The sequence below is a fragment of the Janthinobacterium salmonicoloratum genome (assembly GCF_051380845.1).
Taxonomy (GTDB): Bacteria; Pseudomonadota; Gammaproteobacteria; order Burkholderiales; family Burkholderiaceae_D; genus Janthinobacterium; species Janthinobacterium lividum_F.
The window spans coordinates 2,429,535-2,449,765 of the sequence record NZ_JBNYXV010000001.1 but is presented as its reverse complement, the minus strand read 5'-3'; the positions used below and the strand labels follow the sequence as shown (position 1 = coordinate 2,449,765).

Below are 20,231 nucleotides of genomic sequence, written 5' to 3'. Positions count from 1 at the left end.
ATGGCAGCTTTGGATAACAACAGTATTGTCGCCGTCATCGGCAGCGGCGCCATGGGCGCCGGCATCGCGCAGGTGGCCGCCGCCGCCGGTTACCGCGTAAAACTGTACGACACGCGCGCGGAAGCAGTCAGCAAGGCGCTGGCCGACATCGGCAAGATGTATGCGAAGCTGGCCGAGAAAGGCCGCATGACGGTCGATGATGCGGCGGCCGCCACGGCGCGCCTGCAGGCGGCTGGCAGCCTGGCCGATGTGAGTGACGCATCCCTGGTGGTGGAAGCCATCGTGGAAAACCTCGACGTCAAGCGCGGCCTGTTCGCCGAGCTCGAAGCGCTGGTCAGTGACGACTGCATCCTGGCGACGAACACCTCGTCGATTTCCGTCACGGCCATCGCCGCCAAGCTGCGCCGTCCGGAACGCCTGGTCGGCATGCATTTCTTTAATCCCGTGCCCCTGATGGCGTTGGTCGAAGTGATCAGTGGCCTGGCCACCAGCGAGCAAGTGGCCGCCACAGTGTATGACACGTCGATTGCCTGGGGCAAGAACCCCGTGCATGCAAAATCGACGCCCGGCTTCATCGTCAACCGTGTCGCGCGTCCGTTTTACGCGGAAGGCTGGCGCCTGTTGAACGAACAGGCGGGCGATGCCGCCACCATCGACGCCGTGCTGCGCGAAGCGGGCGGTTTCCGCATGGGGCCCTTCGAGCTGATGGACCTGATTGGCCACGATGTAAATTTCTCCGTCACGCAATCCGTGTTTGGCGCCTATTTCAACGACCCGCGCTTCACGCCGTCCGTGCTGCAGCAGGAAATGGTCAACGCCGGTTTCCTTGGCCGCAAATCGGGTCGTGGCTTTTATCTGTACGGCGAAGGCGCCGCTGCCCCCGTGGCGCAGGCGGAAGGTGCGCAGCCGAAACCGGAATTCGTCGCCCTGTCGGCCGCCATCGGCGGTGATGGCCGTGGCCACAGCGGCATCATTCGCAGCCTGGTACAACGCCTGGAGCAGGCCGGCATCACTGTCAGCCGCCGTGTGACGCAGGAAGGCCAGGCGCACGACGAGGCGCCCGCCCTGCATTGCCATGGCGCCGCGATTTATCTGACCGACGGCCGTAGCGCTACCCAGCGCGCGCACGACAACCAGCATCCGGACACGGTGCTGTTCGACCTGGCGCTCGATTACGCCGGAGCCAAGCGCATCGCCGTGGCCCGTGCCGACCAGTGCAGCGACGCTGCCTATGCAGCCGTCGTCGGCCTGTTCCAGGCGGCCGGTTTCATCGTCACGCGCCTGGACGACGTGCCTGGCCTGGCCGTCATGCGCACGGTCGCCATGCTGGCAAACGAGGCGGCCGACGCCGTCAACCAGGGTGTGTGCACGGTGGCCGCCGTCGATATCGCGATGCAGAAGGGCGTCAACTATCCGCGCGGACCGCTGGCTTGGGCCGATGCGGTAGGCGTTCAACACATCGTGACCGTGCTGCACCACCTGGCGCAAGGCTATGGCGAAGACCGCTACAGAGTCTCGCCGCTGCTGCGCCGCAAACTCGCCAATGGAGCACAGTTTCATGCATAAAGTTGAGCATATCCACGCCGCCCAGGCCCTGGCCGAAGCGGCCGCCGCCTCCATGCTGTCGCGCGACAACGCCACCGCCGCCATGGGCATCGCCCTGGCCGAAGTGGGCCCCGGTCATGCGCGCATGACGATGACGGTGCGAGCCGACATGCTCAATGGCCACCAGACCTGCCATGGCGGTTTCATCTTCGCCCTGGCCGACAGTGCCTTCGCGTTTGCCTGCAACAGCTACAACATGAACACGGTCGGCGCTGGCTGCACCATCGATTACCTGGCGCCGGGCCGCGAGGGCGACGTGCTGACGGCGCACGCCGTCGAACAGGCGCTGGCCGGCAAGAGCGGCGTCTACGACGTCAAGGTCAGCAACCAGGAAGGGCGCGCCATCGCGCTCTTCCGCGGCAAGTCGATCCGCGTGGCCGGTGAAGTTATTAGCGGGTGAAGTGACAAGAGCAGCTTTGAACTGCCGCAGCTGATTTGAAAAGTTAAAGAACCAATTAGGAGACAATGATGGTCCAACGCTATCCCGCCCCGAATGACCTGGAGCCGATCGAACGCGCCAGCAAGGATGAACTGCAGGCGCTGCAGCTCGAACGCATGAAATGGACGCTCAAGCACGCGTATGACAACGTGCCCCATTACCGTGCCGCTTTTGACGAAGCGGGCGTGCATCCGGACGACCTGAAGTCGCTGTCCGACTTGTCGAAATTCCCGTTCACCGATAAAAAAGTCTTGCGCGATAATTATCCGTTTGGCCTGTTTGCCGTGCCGCGCGAGCAAGTGGTGCGCATCCACGCGTCGAGCGGCACCACGGGCAAGGCCACGGTGGTCGGCTATACGCAGAACGATATCGATACCTGGGCCAATGTGGTGGCGCGTTCGATCCGCGCCGGCGGCGGCCGTGCGGGCGACATGGTGCATATCTCCTACGGTTACGGCCTGTTCACGGGCGGCCTGGGCGCGCATTACGGCGCCGAGCGCCTGGGCTGCACCGTCATTCCGATGTCCGGCGGGCAGACGGAAAAGCAGGTGCAACTGATCCAGGATTTCAAGCCGTCTATCATCATGGTCACGCCATCGTACATGCTCAACATCATCGAGGAATTCACGCGCCAGGGCCTCGACCCGGCCGAATCGTCGCTGAAGGTGGGCATCTTCGGCGCCGAGCCGTGGACGGACGCCATGCGTTCGGAAATCGAGGCGCGCGCCGGCATCGACGCCGTCGATATCTATGGCCTGTCCGAAGTGATGGGCCCTGGCGTGGCGTCTGAATGCATCGAAAGCAAGGACGGTCCTGTCATCTGGGAAGACCATTTTTACCCGGAAATCATCGATCCGGAAACGGGCGAAGTGCTGCCGGACGGCGCAGAGGGCGAGCTGGTGTTTACCTCGCTGTCGAAAGAAGCGCTGCCCATCATCCGCTACCGCACGCGCGACCTGACCCGCTTGCTGCCGCCGACCTCGCGCTCGATGCGCCGCATCGGCAAGATCACGGGCCGTTCGGACGACATGCTGATCATCCGCGGCGTAAACGTCTTCCCCACGCAGATCGAAGAGCTGATCCTCAAAATGCCGAAGCTGGCGCCGCAATACCAGCTGGTGGTCACGCGCGACGGCCACCTCGACAAGCTCGAAGTGATCGCCGAGCTGCGCCTCGACCTCACTACCACCATCTCGGCCAGTGAAACGGACGCCCTGGCGCGCGAGCTGGAACACCGCATCAAGACGCACGTGGGCGTGAGCACGCGCGTGCGCCTGGTGGCCGCTGCCGGCATCGAACGCACCCTGACGGGCAAGGCCCGCCGCGTGGTCGACCAGCGTCCGAAGATTTTCTCCTAATTTTCTCTACATCGATCAAGCAGGATAGACCATGAACGAAGCCTTTATCTGTGACGCTGTGCGCACTCCCTTTGGCCGCTATGGCGGCGCGCTGTCCAGCGTGCGCGCGGACGACCTGGGCGCGCTGCCGATTGCCGCGCTGATCGCCCGCAACCCGTCCGTCGACTGGTCCGCCATCGACGACGTGTTCTACGGCTGCGCCAACCAGGCGGGCGAAGACAACCGCAACGTGGGCCGCATGGCCGCGTTGCTGGCCGGCTTGCCGGCCGACGTGCCCGCCAATACCATCAACCGCCTGTGCGGCTCCAGCCTGGACGCCGTGGGTATGGCTGCCCGCTCCATCAAGGCGGGCGAGGCGGAACTGATCATCGCCGGCGGCGTGGAAAGCATGACGCGCGCGCCTTTCGTGATGGGCAAGGCCGACAGCGCCTTTTCACGCGCGGCGAAAATCGAAGATACGACCCTGGGCTGGCGCTTCGTCAACGGCAAGATGAAAACGCAGTACGGCATCGACACCATGCCGGAAACGGCGGAAAACGTAGCCGTGGAATTTGGCATCAGCCGCGCCGACCAGGATAGTCTGGCTCTGCGCAGCCAGCAGCGCTGGGCCGCCGCCCATGCGGCCGGCGTCTTCGATCGTGAAATCGTGCCTGTCGCCGTGCCGCAGAAAAAAGGCGAACCGAAGATGGTGACGATGGACGAACATCCACGTCCGGATACCTCGATCGAGATGCTGGCGAAACTCAAGGGCGTCGTGAAAGCGGACGGCAGCGTCACGGCCGGCAATGCCTCTGGCTTGAACGATGGCGCCTGCGCCATCCTGCTGGCGTCCGCCGCCGCTGTCGATAAATACAAATTGACGCCGCGCGCAAAAGTGCTGGGCATGGCCACGGCCGGCCTGGCGCCGCGCATCATGGGCTTTGGCCCGTCGCCCGCGTCGCGCAAGGTGCTGGCGCAGACAGGATTGACCATCGAGCAGATGGATGTGATCGAACTCAATGAAGCGTTTGCCGCGCAGGCCCTGGCCGTGACGCGCGACCTGGGCCTGGCGGACGATGCTGCCCACGTGAATCCGAATGGCGGGGCGATTGCCATCGGCCACCCGCTGGGCGCATCGGGCGCGCGCCTGGTGATGGCCGCATTGAACCAGCTGGAACGCACGGGTGGGCGCTATGCGCTGTGCACCATGTGCATCGGCGTGGGGCAGGGTATTGCTGTAGTAATTGAGCGCGTATAAAAAAGTAAAAAAAGGCGCAGGCTTGTAAAAAAAGCGCCAACCATACATTGACCGTAGTGCCAACCTGGTGGAGACCACAATGATTGCCAATATCTTCAAGAAAACCCTGATCGCCGGCGTGCTGGCCATGTCCGCCGCAGGCGCGTATGCGGCCGATAACATCAAGATCGGATCTGTGCTGTCCGTCACGGGACCTGCCGCCTTCCTGGGCGACCCTGAACTGAAAACCCTGCAGCTGTATATCGAGAAAATCAATGCGGCCGGCGGCGTCCTGGGGCGCAAGCTGGAACTCGTGCATTACGACGATGGCAGCGATGCGGCCAAGGCCAACGGTTTTACCAAGCGCCTGATCGAGTCGGACAAGGTCGACGTGCTGATTGGCGGCACCACCACCGGCGCGACGATGGCGATGGCGCCGCTGGTGGAGCGCGCCAGCATGCCGTTCATCTCGCTGGCGGGCGCCGTGGTGATCATCGATCCCGTGAAAAAATGGGTGTTCAAGACGCCGCATACGGACCGCATGGCGGCCGAGAAGGTGTTCGAGGACATGAAGAAGCGCGGCATCAGCAAGGTGGGCCTGCTGTCGGAAACGAGCGGCTTCGGCGCTTCGGGCCGCAAGGAATCGCAGATCGTCGCCTCGAAATATGGCATCACGCTGGTGGCCGATGAAACCTACGGCCCGAAAGACACGGACATCACGGCGCAACTCACGCGCATCAAGAACACCGCTGGCGTGCAAGCCGTCTTCGTCTTCGGCCTGGGCCAGGGCCCGGCGGTCGTGACCAAGAACTACGGCCAGTTGGGCATGGCCGCGTTGCCGCTGTACCAGTCGCATGGTGTGGCATCGGACGAGTACCTGAAGCTGTCGGGCAAGGCCGCCGAAGGCGTGCGCCTGCCAACGCCGGCCCTGCTGATCGGCGCCATGCTGCCTGACGCTGATGCGCAGAAAGCCATCGTGGTCGGCTACGATAAGACGTATAAGGAGCGCTACAAGATTGATCCGTCGACCTTCGGCGGTTATGCGCTCGACGCGCTGAACCTGTCGGTGGACGCTATCAAGCGCGCCGGCGGCACGGACCGCGAAAAAGTGCGCACTGCATTGGAACAGACCAAGGGTTTTGTGGGCACGACCGGCGTCTTCAACATGTCGGCGAAAGACCACATGGGCCTGGACCTGTCGGCTTTCCGCATGGTGGAAGTGAAGAACGGCGAATGGCAATTGTCGAAATGATGTAAGCCAGAAGTACCTGCGCGGACCGTCCTCGAAGGTGGTCCGCGCATAGCCGAACATAATGGAGACACCATGGAAGTCGCTCAATTTCTACAATTTCTGTATTCCGGGATGACGGTCGGTTCCGCCTATGCGCTGGCGGCGCTGGGCTTTACCATCATCTACAACACCAGCGGCGTGATCAACTTCGCCCAGGGCGAATTCATCATGCTGGGCGGGATGTTGGCTGCCGTGATGTCCGCCGCCGGCGTGCCGCTGCCGCTGGCCATCATTCTGGCCGTCATCGCCACCGGTATCGTTGGCCTGCTGATGGAAAAAACCGTGATCGAGCCGGCGCAGAACGCGCAGGTCATCACCCTCTTGATCATTACCATCGGCGCCTCGCTGGTGCTGCGCGGCCTCGTGCAAATCTGGCTGGGCAAGGATACGCACTCGCTGCCGGCCTTTTCCGGCGACGCGCCGATCGAATTTTTGGGCGCCAGCCTGCTGCCGCAAAGCCTGTGGGTGCTGGGCGTGACCGTCGTCATCGTGCTGGTCTTGGGCTGGTTCTTCGGTCGCACCCTGATGGGCAAGGCCATGCTGGCCACTTCGCACAACAAGCTGGCCGCGCAACTGGTGGGCATCAACACGCGCAAGGTACTGCTGTGCTCGTTCGGCCTGTCGGCCTTGCTGGGCGCGGCGGGCGGCATCCTTGTTGCGCCGATCACGTATACCTCGTATGACGCAGGCATCATGCTGGGCCTGAAGGGCTTTGTCGCTGCCGTATTGGGTGGCCTGGGCGGTGGCGCGGGCGCGATTGCCGGTGGCCTGATCCTGGGCATCGCCGAAGCCATGACGGCCGGCTACATCTCCTCGGCCTACAAGGACGCCGTGCCCTTCGTGCTGATTTTATTGATCTTGTTCTTCCTGCCGCAAGGCTTGTTTGGCGCTAAAAATTCGGAGCGTGTATGAAGAATTTCTTGACCCGCTCGCGCCACGGTGGCTTGCTGGTGCTGGCCCTGGTGCTGGCCATCCTGCCGCTGTTCCTCAGCAATGCGTTCTACTATGACGTGGCGATCCGCATTGCCCTGAACGCCATCGTCGTCATCGGCCTGAACCTCCTGATGGGCTATACGGGCCAGATCAGCCTGGGCCATGCGGGCTTTTATGGCCTGGGCGCGTATGCGTCGGCCGTGCTGACCACGCACTACAACTGGCCGCCGCTGGCGGCGCTTGCCGCCGGCGCCGTCGCTACTGGACTGCTGGCATTGCTGCTGGCCCGCCCTGTATTGAAACTCAAGGGCCATACCCTGGCCATGGCGACCCTGGGACTGGGCATCATCATTTCCATCGTCATCAACAACGAGACGCAGTGGACGGGCGGCCCGGACGGCATCGGCGTCTCCGCCTTCAGTGTCGCCGGCCTCGAAATCAGCGGTGAAAAATCGTGGTACCTGGTGTGCGCCGTGCTGCTGTTGCTGGTCACGTGGCTTGCCCTGAACCTGATCGATTCGCCCGTCGGGCGCGCGCTGCAGGCGATTCACGGCTCGGAAGTGGCGGCCCGCGTGGTCGGCGTCGATACGACCCGCTTCAAGGTGCGCGTGTTCGTGCTGTCGGCCGTCATTGCCAGTATCGCGGGCAGCATCAGCGCCCACTACATCGGTTTTATTACCCCCAACCTGGCCGGCTTTTTCCACTCGATCGAGCTGGTGACGATGGTCGTGGTGGGCGGCATGGCGTCGATCTTCGGCTCCATCATCGGTGCGGCCCTGCTGACGATCCTGCCGCAACTGCTATCCAGTTTCGAAGGCTGGGAAACGGTGGTCTTCGGCGTGATCCTGATGGCGACCATGATTTTCATGCCGAAAGGCCTGGTACCTAGCCTGGCCAGCCGTTCGCGCAAGCGGGCCGCCACGCCCAAGGCGCCCGTCAAATCCGCGCAGGAGGTGTGAGATGCTGACGATTAACAATCTGAGCAAGAGCTTTGGCGGCGTGCATGCGGTGCAGGACGTGAGCTTTACCGTCAAGGAGGGCAATATCCATTCCGTGATCGGACCGAATGGCGCCGGCAAGACGACGCTGTTCAACCTGATCACGGGTGTGTATACGCCGAGCAAGGGCGAGATTTTGCTCAATGGCGAGAACGTGGCCGCCATGTCGCCCGATGCGCTGGCGCGGCGCGGCATGAGCCGCACCTTCCAGAATCTGCAAGTGTGCATGAACATGACCGCCATAGCCAACGTGATGGTGGGCGCGCATTTGCGCCTGAACCAGAACCTGTTCGCCTCCATGCTGCGCCTGCCGTCCATGCGCCGTGCCGATGCCGCTTGCCGCGACGAGGCGGCGGGCCTGATGGAGTTTGTCGGCGTGGGCCGGCATATCGATGACGAGGCGGGGCAGATGTCGTATGGCGCCTTGAAGCGCCTGGAAATCGCCCGCGCGCTGGCGGCCAAGCCGAAAGTGCTGCTCCTCGATGAACCGGCGGCTGGCCTGAACCATACGGAGACGGGCGAGATCGAAGCCTTGATACGCAAGGTGGCGCAATCGGGCGTGACGGTGGTGCTGGTCGAGCATGACATGAAACTGGTGATGAATCTGTCGGACCATATCCTGGTGCTCGACTATGGCAAGAAGCTGGCCGAAGGAACTGCCGCCGAAGTGCGCGCGAACCCCGACGTGGTGGCGGCATATCTGGGAGTGGCTGCATGAAGTACGAAAAAAATCAGGAAAAACCTCAGACTCCGCTGGTGCTCGATATCGCCGGCTTGACCAGCCATTACGGCCGCATTCAGGCCCTGCATGGCATCGACTTGCAGGTACGCCAGGGCCAGCTGGTGGCGCTGGTGGGCGCGAATGGCGCCGGCAAGACCACCCTGTTGCGGGCGATTTCCGGCGTGCAGCCGATCAGCGCCGGCAGCATCGCCTTCGCTGGCCAGGATGTCAGCCGCATGAGCGCCGACAGGCGCGTGCGTGCCGGTATCTGCCAGGTGCCGGAAGGGCGGCAAGTGTTCGGCCCCATGACGGTGGAAGACAATCTGCGCCTGGGCGCCTTTACGCGCCCGGCACAGGACGTGGCGGGCGACATGGAACGCATGTACGGCCTGTTCCCAATTTTGAAGGAAAAGCGGCTGCTGCTGGCCGGGACCTTGTCGGGCGGGCAGCAGCAGATGCTGGCCATGGCGCGCGCGCTGATGGGCCGCCCGCAATTGCTGCTGCTCGACGAACCGAGCATGGGCCTGGCACCGCTCTTGATCGCGGAAATCTTCCGCATCGTGGCCGAACTGCGCGACCAGGGCATCACCATCTTCCTCGTCGAGCAGAACGCGCACGCCGCCCTGTCGATCGCGGACGTGGGCTACGTGATCGAGACGGGCGCCATCACGCTGTCCGGTCCCGGTCCTGAATTGCTGCGTAACGAGCAGGTACAAAGCGCCTATCTGGGCATGTAAGGAGTCTGTATGGTCAAAGTCTACGAAATCAACGGTGTCACCCCCGTCGTCCACCCCAGCGCCTATGTGCATCCATCGGCCGTGCTGATTGGCGACGTGATCGTCGGTCCGCGCTGCTACATCGGCCCGCTGGCCTCGATCCGCGGCGACTTCGGCCGATTGATCCTGGAAGAGGGCGCCAATCTGCAGGATACCTGCGTCATGCACGGCTTTCCCGGCTGCGACACGGTGGTCGAAGTCGACGGCCATATTGGCCATGGCGCCGTGCTGCATGGCTGCCGCATCGGTCGCAATGCGCTCGTCGGCATGAATGCGGTGGTGATGGACAACGCCATCGTCGGCGAGGAGTCCATCGTCGCGGCCATGAGTTTTGTGAAGGCGGGCATGATCGTCGCGCCGCGCAGCATGGTGGTGGGCACCCCCGCCAAGGTGATACGGACGCTCACCGACGATGAAATCAAATGGAAAAGTTCGGGCACGGGCCAGTACCACGAACTGGCCGTGCGCTCCATGCAGACGATGCGCGAAGTGGAAGCCCTGACGGAAGTCGAGGCCGGCCGCCAGCGCCTGAATTTCGAATCCGCCTTGCCGCTGCATTTGCACAAGAACGCCGCAGCGCAGTAAACCAACATAGGAGTAGTACACATGGCTCACATATCCACCCTGCAAAGCCTGATCGCCGGTCGCTGGCTGGGCGAAAGCGCCGCCGTGCCCCTGCACAGCGCCTTGAACAACCGCGTCATCTATCACACGCATGCGGAAAAGATCGATTTCGACGAAGCCGTTACGTATGCCCGCAAGACGGGCGTGCCGGGCCTGATGGCGCTGGACTTCCAGCAGCGCGCCGCGCGCCTGAAGGCGCTGGCCCTGTACCTGGTCGAGCGCAAGGAAGAGCTGTATGCGATCTCGCACCTGTCGGGCGCCACGCGCGCCGATAGCTGGGTCGACATCGAAGGCGGCACGGGCACCCTGTTCGCCTACGCCAGCATGGGCAGCAACGAGCTGCCGTCGTCGAACGTGCTGCATGAAGGCCCGGCCATCGCGCTGGGCAAGAAGGGCGGCTTCGCCGGCACGCACATCCTGGTGCCGCGCGGCGGCCTGGCCGTGCACATCAACGCCTTCAACTTCCCCATCTGGGGCTTGCTGGAAAAATTCGCGCCCAGCTTCCTGGCGGCCATGCCCTGCATCGCCAAGCCGGCCACGGCGACGAGCTACCTGACGCAGGCCGTCGTGCGCATGATGCATGAATCGGGCTTGCTGCCGGCCGGCAGCCTGCAGCTGGTGATCGGCTCCACGGGCGATTTGCTGGACCGCCTGAATGGCCAGGACTTCGTCACCTTTACGGGATCGGCCGCCACGGCAGCCAAGCTGCGTACGAATCCGAACCTGATCGCCCAGTCCGTACCCTTCAACGGTGAAGCCGATTCGCTCAACTGCGCCATCCTGGCGCCCGACGTCACGCCAGACGACGTGGAGTTCGACCTGTTCGTCAAGGAAGTCGTGCGCGAGATGACGGGCAAGTCGGGCCAGAAGTGCACGGCGATTCGCCGCATCATCGTGCCCGAGCACCTGATGGACGCCGTCGGCACGCGCCTGCGCGAACGCCTGGCCAAGGTGGTGGTGGGCGACCCGTCCATCGAAGGCGTGCGCATGGGCGCGCTGGCCTCGAAAGAACAGCAGAACGACGTGGCGGAGCGGGTCGCCACGCTCTCGCAAGGAAATGAAGTGGTGTTTGGCGCGGCCGACGGTTTTAGCCCCCTGGGAGATGGCGCCATTGATGGCAGCTTCTTCTCGCCGACCTTGCTGCTGTGCCGCGACGCCTTCGGCAACGACGCCGTGCATGACGTGGAAGCGTTCGGCCCCGTCAGCACCATGATGGGCTACAACGATATCGATGAAGCGCTGGCTCTGGCCGCGCGCGGCAAGGGCAGCCTGGTGAGCACCCTGGTGACGCGCGATCCGAAGATCGCCGCGCGCGTTGTGCCGCAAGTGGCGGCCACGCATGGCCGTGTACATGTGCTTGAACGCGTGGCCTCCGTCGATTCGACCGGTCATGGCTCGCCCTTGCCGCAACTGAAGCACGGCGGCCCTGGCCGCGCGGGCGGCGGCGAGGAATTGGGTGGCGTGCGCGCCGTGCGCCACTACCTGCAACGGGCGGCCGTGCAAGGCTCGCCAACCATGCTGGCGGCGATCACCGGCGAATACGTGCGCGGCGCGGACGTCAACGAAAGCCCGATCCACCCGTTCCGCAAGCACTTCGAAGACTTGAAGACGGGCGACTCGCTGCTTACGCATCGCCGCACCGTCAGCGAAGCGGACATTGTCGCCTTTGGCGGCATCTCGGGCGACTTCTTCTACATGCACTTCGACGAAATCGCGGCCAAGGAATCGCAGTTCGGCAAGCGCATCGCCCATGGCTACTTCGTGCTGTCGGCTGCTGCCGGCCTGTTCGTCTCGCCTGGCGTCGGTCCCGTGCTGGCCAACTATGGCCTGGACAACCTGCGCTTCGTCGCGCCGGTGGCGATTGGCGACACCATCCGCGCCCGTCTGACGTGCAAGCGCAAGGTCGACCGCAACCGCAAGGACGTCTTTGGCGTGGGCCAGGGCGTGGTCGCGTGGGACGTGCAGGTGACGAACCAGAACGAGGAACTGGTGGCCAGTTACGACATTCTGACCCTGGTGTCGAAGCGCGAGTAAGCGTCTCCGGCAGGACTGGTGTGAACGGCGCCACCCGCGATCTTTGCGTGGGTGGCGCTTTTTTTATCCAAGTTTCGTTCGTCTTGAATTATCCATAAGTGCATGAAAAATATCGTGAAAGTGTGGTTTTGCACGGCGTGCTATTTAGATAAATCCCTCTAGAACGCGTGCTTTTTTCGTGAAAAGCGGCGAATTTGCTCATTGCCTCAAGAAAACTTTCCAACGTAAAACTTTTTCTCTGTAGCATGGTTTTACTCACTGGTCACGCCGCCAAGCACGCTCCACGACGCGCTGGCGGCGCGAAAAAAACGGACCCGGCCTTTTACGGCCGGTGAGCCAACGACCTCGAGTCCACTCCATGTTCACCGCTACGGGTATTTAATTACTATGAATAAACACGTCCTGATTTTCCTGCTGGCCATGCCCCTGGCCATCAGCCAAGCTTATGCCGAAGAGGCCACCGGCCCTGCGGTCAAGATCAGCGGTTACGGCTCGGCCGCGCTGACCATGGCAGATACCGACAATGCGCAGTTTGCGCGCCCGAACCAGGCTGCCGGCGCTGGCCGCACTGCCCGCACCGGTGTCGATTCCAACCTGGGCCTGCAAGCCAATGTCACCGTCAATCCCTGGCTGTCGGCTACCGTGCAGGGCCTGGCGCGCAAGGATGGAGAGGATGATGTCGGCGCCGAACTGGCCTGGGCCTTTGCCAAGGCCAAGGTGTCGGACAGCTTCAGCGTGCGCGTCGGCCGCATGGGCCTGCCCGTCTTCATGATTTCCGATTACCGCAACGTGGGCTATGCCAACACCATGCTGCGTCCGCCCGGCGAAATGTATTCGCAGGTTCCCCTCAACAGCATCGACGGCATCGACGGCACCTACCAGTTCAGCGCTGGCGACACCAGCATCACCACGCAGCTGGCGCTGGGCCGCACCAAGGCCACCCTGGCCACGGGTCCCGCGTCGACCGTGCAGGTGGAAGGCAAGTCCATCGTCGCCCTCAATGTGGTGGCCGAACACGGCCCCGTCACCGTGCGCTTCGGCCGTGCCGAGACCAAGCTGACGATCAACGATTCGCCCAGCCTGAATACCTTGATGGGCAGCTTGCGCGCGGCCGGCAGCGGCTACAAGATCGCCCAGCTGGGCGCGCTGGCTGATGCGCTGGAAGTCAAGGACAAGAAGGCGTCATTCACGTCCGTGGGCCTGGGCCTGGACTGGAACAACGTGCTGGTGCAGTCTGAATATGCGAAGCGCAAGACGGACAGCTATGTCAGCGACAGTACCTCGTGGTACGTGATGGGCGGCTACCGCATCGGCGCCTTCCTGCCGTATTACAGCCACGCCAGCCTGAAGGCCGATGGCCGCGTGAACAACACCGTGCCGGCTGCCTGCCCTGCCGGCTATCCTGCCGCCTGCACGCCGACCCTGCGCGCCCTGTCGGCTGGTGTCGAGACCCTGGCCACCATGCGCAACCAGCTGGAGCAATCGACGGACAGCATCGGCGTGCGCTGGGACTTCCACCGTTCTGCCGCGCTGAAAGTGCAGATCGACCGTATCAAGCCGAAGAATGGCCCGGGCCTGTTCGTGCAAGCCAAGCCTGGCTTCCATGGTCCCGTCACGGTGGCCGCCGCCGCCATCGATTTCGTTTTCTAAGGAGCCCCGCATGAAACCATTGATCGTGAATGTGGCTGCCTTGCTGGCGCTGTCGACCGCTGTTCCCGCCATGGCCGAAGTGGTCGTGGTGGTCAATCCGAAGAGCGCCGCCGGCACCATGACGAACGAACAGGTAGCGCAATTTTTTCTCGGTAAATCGACGGCCATGACGCCGATCGACCAGCCGGAAAGCGCCCCCGTGCGCGCCGAGTTCTACAAGAAGGTGACGGACAAGGAGCCTTCGCAAGCCAAGGCCCTGTGGTCCAAGCTGGTCTTCACGGGCAAGGCGACCTTGCCGAAGGAGGTGGCCAATAGCGCCGACGTGAAGAAGGCTGTCGCGGCCGATCCGAAAGCCATCGGCTATATCGAAAAGAGTGCCGTCGACGGCACCGTCAAAGTGGTGCTGACGGCGCCATAAAGCCGGTTCGGGCCGCGCGCCATGCGGCGGCCCGATAATTCATCAACATCAGGAGACAGCAATGAGCATCAAACGCAAGATATGGGCGCTGCCTGTCGTCTCGGCCGTGATTTTCGGGTTGGGGCTGGCCGTCAGCGCCTATCTGTCCACGGCCACGCTCAATTCCATCCACGCTACCGAAAGCGCCGACTATCCCGTGCTCGACATGGCCAAGTCGCTGACCCTGGACGTGGCCGCCGTCGGCGACGCCCTGCGCGATGCCGTCAGCGAAGGCGACAAGGAGCGTATCGGGCAAGTCGGCGGCCAGGCAGTCAAGCTGCGCGCCAAGCTGGATGCCTTTGCGGCGATCCCCGGCCAGCGCGAGCAGGGCCAGCGTCTGGCCAAAGAATTCGATGCCTACTATGCGCCGGCGCTGAGCGCGGCGCGCATCATGCTGGAAATGGAAGAGGGCGACCCGCAAGCGACCGTGGCGCGCATGCAGGGCGCGCTGGCGGTGCTCAACACGGACCTGGAAAAGACCAACGAACAGGCGCAATTGCAATTCAAGCAGGGTATCGAACGCAGCGCGGCCAATGTGCGCAATGCGCTCAATACCAGCATCGCCGTGGCGCTGGCCGTCATCGTCTGCCTGGTGGCCGTGTCGCACTTCGTCGTGCGCGCCATCTGGCAGCAACTGGGCGGCGAACCCGAATATGCGCGCCAGATCGCGCGCGCCGTGGCCGATGGCGACCTCTCGATGGAGATATCCACCGAGGCCGGCGACCAGGCCAGCCTGCTGGCGGCGCTGAAGGACATGCGCGCCAAGCTCGGTGGCATGGTCTCCGACATCAAGGCGTCGGCTGAAACCATCCAGGTGGCCAGCGCTGAAATCGCGCAGGGCAATGCGGACCTGGCCGCGCGCACGGAATCGCAGGCGGGTAGCCTGGATCAGACGGCGCGCAGCATGGACAGCCTGACCTCCACCGTGCGCGACAACGCCGCCAATGCAGGGCAGGCGCATGAACTGGTGCTGTCGGCATCCTCGGTTGCCGTGAAGGGCGGGCAGGTGGTCAGCCAGGTGGTCACCACCATGGGCGAGATCAACGATTCATCCAGACGCATCGTCGACATCATCGGCGTCATCGACGGCATCGCCTTCCAGACGAACATCCTGGCCTTGAATGCGGCAGTAGAAGCAGCGCGCGCGGGGGAACAGGGACGCGGTTTTGCCGTGGTGGCATCCGAAGTGCGCAACCTGGCGCAGCGCAGCGCGGCAGCGGCGCGCGAAATCAAGCAATTGATCGGCGATTCGGTGGCCAAGGTCAACGTGGGTTCGAAGCTGGTCGACGAGGCGGGGCTGACCATGGGCCAGATCGTCGATTCCGTGAAAAAGGTGGCCGATATCATGGCCGAAATCAGCGCCGCCAGCCAGGCGCAGAGCGCCGGCATCGGCGATATCGGCGTGGCCATCGGCAGCATGGACCAGATGACGCAGCAAAACTCCGCGCTGGTGGAAGAGGCGTCGGCGGCGGCGGAATCGCTGCAGGAACAGGCCGTTCAGCTTGGCATGGCGCTGGCCGTGTTCAAGCTGGCGCAGGGCGGCGTGCCGGCGATTGCCACCGCACCGGCGGCACGGCGGCTGGCATTGGCGAGGGCGGCTTAGGCCTGCAGCCCGAACGGATCGTCGATGCTGTGCGCTGGCTCGGTGAACCAGCGCGGACCGTTTTCCGTCATGTAGAAATGGTCTTCGTGGCGGATACCGAATTCGCCGGGAATGCAGATCATCGGCTCGTTTGAGAAGCACATGCCCACGTCGAGCGGCGTCGTGTCATTGCCTACCAGGTAAGGCCACTCGTGGATATCGAGGCCGATGCCGTGGCCCGTGCGGTGCGGCAGGCCAGGCAGCTTGTAGCCGGGGCCAAAGCCGTCGGCTTCCAGTGAGACGCGCGCGGCGCGGTCCACGTCGCCGCAGGGCACGCCCAGCTGTGCGGCGGCGAATGCGGCGGCCTGCGCGGCCTTTTCGCTGTTCCACACGCTGCGCTGGCGCGCGCTGATGGTGCCAAACACATAGGTGCGCGTGATGTCGGAGATGTAGTTCATCACCTGGCAGCCCGTGTCGATCAGCACCGTGTCGCCCGCTTTCAAGGTCTGCACATAGTTCACGCCATGCGGGTAGGCCGTCGCTTCGCCGAACAGCACGATGCAGAAATACGAGCGCGGCGCCCCTACCTTGCGGTGTGCGCGCTGGATAAATTCTTCCACTTCCACCGTCGTGATGCCTTCGTACAGCATGCTGGCCGTGGCCACGTGCACGGCCAGGGTCATGTCCATCACGCGCTGCATCAGGGCGATTTCCGCCCGTGACTTGCGGCTGCGGCAATACGCCGTGACGGTGCGCGCATTTTCCAGCGCATAGCCGGGGGCCAGCGGCCGGATGCCGTCGTAGATGAAGAAGGCGGCGCTTTCGCAGATGCCCACGCGCGGCGGCTGGTGCGCGTCCTGTACCACGCCCATGCGTGCCAGTACGTCGACGAACAGCTGGTACGGGCTTTCATGCTCTTCCCAGCAATTGACCTTGCCCTCGATGAGCATGAAGCCCGTCAAGGTGCTTTCCTCGAAGGCGGGAGCGATGTATTCGATGTCGCCGCTGGCCGGCAGGATGGCGCCCACCATGCGTTCGCTGGCATACCATTTCGTGCCCGTGAAATAGGTGAGGTTGGCGCCCGCGTTCAGGTAGATCGCGGCGATGCCCTGCTCGCGCATGAAGGCTTGCGCCTTGGCGATGCGTTGCGCATGTTCGTCCTTGCCGATGGCGACCATGCCGCCCGTCATGTCCGACAACGATGCCAATGCCTGTTCGATGGAAGTGCCACCTATGCTCATGCCTGCTCCTTTGTTCGATGCTGAATATGGAATGCGGGCATGATATCAGTTTGCGCCTTTCGGCTTGAGTCCAGGCGCGCCGCCAGCGGCATCGGGCGGGGCCAATACCAGGTCGTGCGGATAGGTGAATTGCCAGTCCGCGTAGCGCTGCTTGCGGCGCAGGCTGACGTCTTCGTCGAGAAAATTGTCCTGTTTGATGGGGATCTGCGGCGACAGCGAATGGATGCCGACGATGCGTCCCTCTTGCCGCAGCAGGCCCCATTCTGCCTTGCCCGTGACGGGATCCGCATACAGGCGGCGCAAGTGCCGCCGGGCGTTGGCAAAGCGCGGGTCGCGCAGCAATTCCTGCAAGGTCAAGGGATAGCGGGGCCGTCCGTCGCCCGGCGTGCTGTCGTAGTAACGGCCCAGCGCATTGCGGAATTCATGGCCGATGAACAGCAGTTCTCGCTCCTTGTCGCGCCGTGCGGCTGTGGCAAACAACTCGCTGGCCAGCACCAGGCCCACGCCCATGAAGGCCACCAGCATCAGGGTCCAGATATACGCGAAGCCCCGTGCGCGGCGCCGGAAACTAGAGCTGCTCAAAGGGGATGCCCTCGCGCGTCTTGCCCTTGGCGCCGCTGCGCACGTCGGCCACGCCACCGATCTCGCCATTGGGCGAAGGGATCAGCTGCCAGGTGGTGGCGGACTCCGTGACAGGGTCCAGCGGCACGCTGCGGAAGTAATGGTGGGTCACCAGGTCGGCCAGCGCGGCCGGATACTCGCCCTTGTCGGCATAGTATTTATCCAGGCCGCTCCTGAGTACCTGCAGGTTTTCCTTCAGCGCGACTTCCTTGGATTTTTCCACCGAGCCGAAATAGCGGGGAATGGCGATCGTCAGCAGCAGCGAGATGATCGCCAGCACCACCAGCAGTTCGACCAAAGTAAAGCCGCGGCGTGAGATAGAAGAGGGCATCAAGTTCACCATTCCTTGTGCGGCACGCCGTTCAGGCCCACCTTGGTCGAGCGCGAGGCGACGTCGAATACGTCTTCGCCTTCGCTGGGATTGTCGGGCGGCGAGGCATAGGCGCGCTTGCTCCAGCTATCGGCCGCGCTGCCTTCTTCCCTGGGCTGGAACGGGTCGCGCGGCAGGCGGCGCAAAAAATAGAGGTTCTGCTTCGAGGGACTGCGCTGGTCGGGCACGCCCTCGACCAGCTCATCGAGTTTTTTCGGATAGCCGGATGCGCCCAGCGACAGCTTGATGCGGCCATTGTCCGAGGCGCGCTTGTAGGCATCGATGGCTTCCCGGATTTCGATCAGGGCGCTGCGCAATTGCTGTTCCTTCGCCCGTTGCAAGGCTACCTGCGCCATCGGCACGGCCACCGTGGCCAGGGTCGCCATGATGGCCAGAGTGATCATCAGCTCGATGAAAGTAAAGCCCTGCTGCTTCACTGGCCACCCTTGACGGTGGCCTTCTCGCCTGCCACCGGCGCCTCGTCGCCGCCCGTCATGGGCGAGCCGCTGCGCGGGGCGGCTTGCTCGGGCGTGGCGATAGCCTCAGGACTGCCGCCGACGCTGGCGCGGCCGCCCACGGATGCCTCGGTGCCGGAGTTGAATTCGGCCGTCATCAGGTCCGGGCGGCGGATGCTGCGCAGCAGGCGCGGCGTGATCGACAGCACGATCTCGCTGCGCATGGCGTCGTCCTTCTGGCTGCCGAACAGGCGGTTCAGCACGGGCAGTTCGCCCACGCCGGGCACCTTGTTGGCCGTGCCCCGGTCTTCGTCGCTGATCAAGCCTGCCAGCACCTGCGTCTCGCCATCCTTCAGTCGCAGCACGGTGGAAGCGCTACGCGTGCCGATCTGGTATGCTTGCGTGCCCGTCTTGCTGATCACTTCCTTGACGACGTTCGACACTTCCAGGTTGATCTTGATGGCCACCTCGTCGTCCAGGTAGACGTTCGGTTCGACGTCGAGCTTCAGGCCCACGTCGATGTAATTGACGCTGTCGGAACTGACGCCGTTATTCGTCGTGACGGTAATGACGGGTACGCGATCGCCGATGAGGATCTTGGCCTTTTCCTTGTTGCGCACGCGGATGCGCGGGTTGGCCAGGATATTGCTGTCGCTGTCCGTCTTGTTGGCGTTCAGGGTGACGCCGCCGATGCCCAGGTTGATATTGTCGCCATTGATGCGGTGCAGGTCCGCCACCTTCAGGCCGCCCAGGCCGCTGCCGATGCCGGCCAGTGTCAGGTTGGCCTGGTCGGGCCAGCGCACGCCCAGTTCCATCAGGCGCGTGCGCTTGACTTCCAGCACTTCCACTTCCAGCATCACTTCCGGGTCGGCCAGATCCTGCACGTTGATGATGCGCTCGGCCATGCGCACCATTTCCGGCGTATCGCGCAGCATGATGATGCCCAGGCGTTCATCGGTGACGACGTCCTTGGCCTTGAGCAGGGTCTTGATGGAAAACGCCACCGTCTTGACGTCCGCATTGGCGAGAAAGAAGGTGCGCACCACGAGCTGCTGGTAATCCTTCACTTTTTGCGGCGTGTTCGGGTAGATCGTGATCGACTTGTCGCTGGTGACGCTTTGCTCCAGCTGGTTGGCCCCCAGCAGCATGGCAATCGCCTCCTCGATGCTGGTGTCGCGCACCGAAATGGTGGCGCGCAGGGCGGGGTCGACTTCCTTGTCGAAGACGAAGTTCAGTCCAGATACCTTGCTGAGAAGATCGAACACGGAGCGCAGGGGCGCGTCGCGAAACTCGAGGGTGACTGGTTTCCTGTAGGCGGCGGCCAGCTTGCCGCCGGCCGGCAGGCTTTTCGACTGCGCCTCGCCGATGCGGCTTTTCAGGGCCAGCGCTTCGCGCTGCGCGGGGCGCTCCTGCAGCACCTGGCGCAAGGCTTCCTGCGCCTGCGCGATATTCGCTTCGCCGCCGCGCTGGTAGCTGGCCTGCGCTTCCTGCACCAGCTTGCGGTGCCGTTCATCCTGCGCCACGCCGGCCAGGCCCCGTTGCGCCACGTCGTTGCTGGCGTCCAGCGCCAGCGCCTGCTGGTACAGCGCTTGCGCTTCGGGCAGCTTGCCCTGCTGGCGCAACGCTTCGGCGCGGCCATTCAGGTTGTTCAGCGCGCGCATCCTGCCATTCGTGACGGCGATGCGGTACTTGGCGTTGGTCGGCTCGGCTTGCGCCGCTTGTTCCAGCAGGGCCAGGCCCTGTTCCGTGCGGCCCGCGCCCAGCATGGCCTGGCCATCGTTATAGGCCTGGTTGCCGGCGCAGGCGGCCAGCAGGGACAACATCGGGAGCAGGGTGAGGAGAGTACGAGACATACGTGCG

General features: G+C 63.6%; 19 protein-coding genes. 14 read left to right on the top strand and 5 right to left on the bottom strand.

Features of this window, described 5'->3' with window-relative positions; translation table 11 throughout:
* The 14 genes from paaH to ACQ4WY_RS11250 all read left to right on the top strand — a co-directional run bounded on the left by paaH (position 1) and on the right by ACQ4WY_RS11250 (position 15,705).
* Positions 1-1,566, top strand: a complete 1,566-nt coding sequence (gene paaH, locus ACQ4WY_RS11315) for a 3-hydroxyacyl-CoA dehydrogenase PaaH (protein WP_436504063.1) — start codon at positions 1-3, stop codon at positions 1,564-1,566.
* Positions 1,559-2,005 carry a hydroxyphenylacetyl-CoA thioesterase PaaI gene (gene paaI, locus ACQ4WY_RS11310; RefSeq protein WP_353659926.1) on the top strand — a complete coding sequence of 149 codons (447 nt, stop codon included), beginning with the start codon at positions 1,559-1,561 and terminating at the stop codon, positions 2,003-2,005. The genes paaH and paaI overlap by 8 nt, the downstream gene beginning before the upstream one ends.
* Positions 2,006-2,073: 68 nt before the next feature.
* Positions 2,074-3,402, top strand: a complete 1,329-nt coding sequence (gene paaK, locus ACQ4WY_RS11305; RefSeq protein WP_436504062.1) for a phenylacetate--CoA ligase PaaK — start codon at positions 2,074-2,076, stop codon at positions 3,400-3,402.
* A gap of 31 nt (positions 3,403-3,433) precedes the next feature.
* A complete protein-coding gene (gene pcaF, locus ACQ4WY_RS11300; protein ID WP_436504061.1) occupies positions 3,434-4,639 on the top strand; it encodes a 3-oxoadipyl-CoA thiolase in 1,206 nt (401 codons plus the stop codon).
* 79 nt (positions 4,640-4,718) lie between these two features.
* A complete protein-coding gene (locus tag ACQ4WY_RS11295; RefSeq protein WP_436504060.1) occupies positions 4,719-5,870 on the top strand; it encodes an ABC transporter substrate-binding protein in 1,152 nt (383 codons plus the stop codon).
* A gap of 72 nt (positions 5,871-5,942) precedes the next feature.
* Positions 5,943-6,821: a branched-chain amino acid ABC transporter permease gene (locus tag ACQ4WY_RS11290; RefSeq protein ID WP_436504059.1), complete on the top strand. Its 879-nt coding sequence runs from the start codon at positions 5,943-5,945 to the stop codon at positions 6,819-6,821.
* Positions 6,818-7,801, top strand: a complete 984-nt coding sequence (locus ACQ4WY_RS11285) for a branched-chain amino acid ABC transporter permease (protein ID WP_436504058.1) — start codon at positions 6,818-6,820, stop codon at positions 7,799-7,801. The genes ACQ4WY_RS11290 and ACQ4WY_RS11285 overlap by 4 nt, the downstream gene beginning before the upstream one ends.
* 1 nt (position 7,802) lies before the next feature.
* Positions 7,803-8,558, top strand: a complete 756-nt coding sequence (locus ACQ4WY_RS11280) for an ABC transporter ATP-binding protein (RefSeq protein ID WP_436504057.1) — start codon at positions 7,803-7,805, stop codon at positions 8,556-8,558.
* Positions 8,555-9,298: an ABC transporter ATP-binding protein gene (locus ACQ4WY_RS11275; protein ID WP_436504056.1), complete on the top strand. Its 744-nt coding sequence runs from the start codon at positions 8,555-8,557 to the stop codon at positions 9,296-9,298. The genes ACQ4WY_RS11280 and ACQ4WY_RS11275 overlap by 4 nt, the downstream gene beginning before the upstream one ends.
* A 9-nt stretch (positions 9,299-9,307) precedes the next feature.
* Positions 9,308-9,922 carry a phenylacetic acid degradation protein PaaY gene (gene paaY, locus ACQ4WY_RS11270; protein ID WP_436504055.1) on the top strand — a complete coding sequence of 205 codons (615 nt, stop codon included), beginning with the start codon at positions 9,308-9,310 and terminating at the stop codon, positions 9,920-9,922.
* 21 nt (positions 9,923-9,943) lie between these two features.
* Positions 9,944-11,995, top strand: a complete 2,052-nt coding sequence (gene paaZ, locus ACQ4WY_RS11265; RefSeq protein WP_436504054.1) for a phenylacetic acid degradation bifunctional protein PaaZ — start codon at positions 9,944-9,946, stop codon at positions 11,993-11,995.
* A gap of 387 nt (positions 11,996-12,382) precedes the next feature.
* Positions 12,383-13,645: a hypothetical protein gene (locus ACQ4WY_RS11260; protein WP_436504053.1), complete on the top strand. Its 1,263-nt coding sequence runs from the start codon at positions 12,383-12,385 to the stop codon at positions 13,643-13,645.
* Between the two features lie 10 nt (positions 13,646-13,655).
* On the top strand, positions 13,656-14,063 hold the full coding sequence (locus ACQ4WY_RS11255) for a type 2 periplasmic-binding domain-containing protein (RefSeq protein WP_436504052.1): 408 nt from the start codon (positions 13,656-13,658) through the stop codon (positions 14,061-14,063).
* 61 nt (positions 14,064-14,124) lie between these two features.
* Positions 14,125-15,705 (top strand): methyl-accepting chemotaxis protein, encoded by a 1,581-nt coding sequence (locus ACQ4WY_RS11250; protein ID WP_436504051.1) that lies wholly within the window; start codon positions 14,125-14,127, stop codon positions 15,703-15,705.
* Here the strand turns inward: ACQ4WY_RS11250 and ACQ4WY_RS11245 are convergent.
* Genes ACQ4WY_RS11245 through ACQ4WY_RS11225 form a run of 5 tightly spaced genes read right to left on the bottom strand, consistent with a single transcriptional unit; the run spans position 15,702 to position 20,224 of the window.
* The gene (locus ACQ4WY_RS11245) at positions 15,702-16,925 is read right to left on the bottom strand and encodes a M24 family metallopeptidase (protein WP_436504050.1); all 1,224 of its coding nucleotides are present in this window, start codon (positions 16,923-16,925) and stop codon (positions 15,702-15,704) included. The two genes, ACQ4WY_RS11250 and ACQ4WY_RS11245, sit on opposite strands and share 4 nt — an antisense overlap.
* 45 nt (positions 16,926-16,970) lie before the next feature.
* Positions 16,971-17,507, bottom strand: coding sequence for a type II secretion system protein (locus ACQ4WY_RS11240; protein WP_436504048.1), 537 nt, complete (start codon positions 17,505-17,507; stop codon positions 16,971-16,973).
* The gene (locus tag ACQ4WY_RS11235) at positions 17,494-17,877 is read right to left on the bottom strand and encodes a type IV pilin protein (protein WP_115057651.1); all 384 of its coding nucleotides are present in this window, start codon (positions 17,875-17,877) and stop codon (positions 17,494-17,496) included. Before ACQ4WY_RS11235 ends, ACQ4WY_RS11240 begins: the two co-directional genes overlap by 14 nt.
* Positions 17,878-17,882: 5 nt before the next feature.
* Entirely contained in the window at positions 17,883-18,353 is a 471-nt protein-coding gene (locus ACQ4WY_RS11230; RefSeq protein ID WP_436504047.1) for a type II secretion system protein, read from the bottom strand.
* Entirely contained in the window at positions 18,350-20,224 is a 1,875-nt protein-coding gene (locus ACQ4WY_RS11225; RefSeq protein ID WP_436504046.1) for a secretin GspD/PilQ domain-containing protein, read from the bottom strand. The genes ACQ4WY_RS11230 and ACQ4WY_RS11225 overlap by 4 nt, the downstream gene beginning before the upstream one ends.
* Between the last annotated feature and the right edge of the window lie 7 nt (positions 20,225-20,231).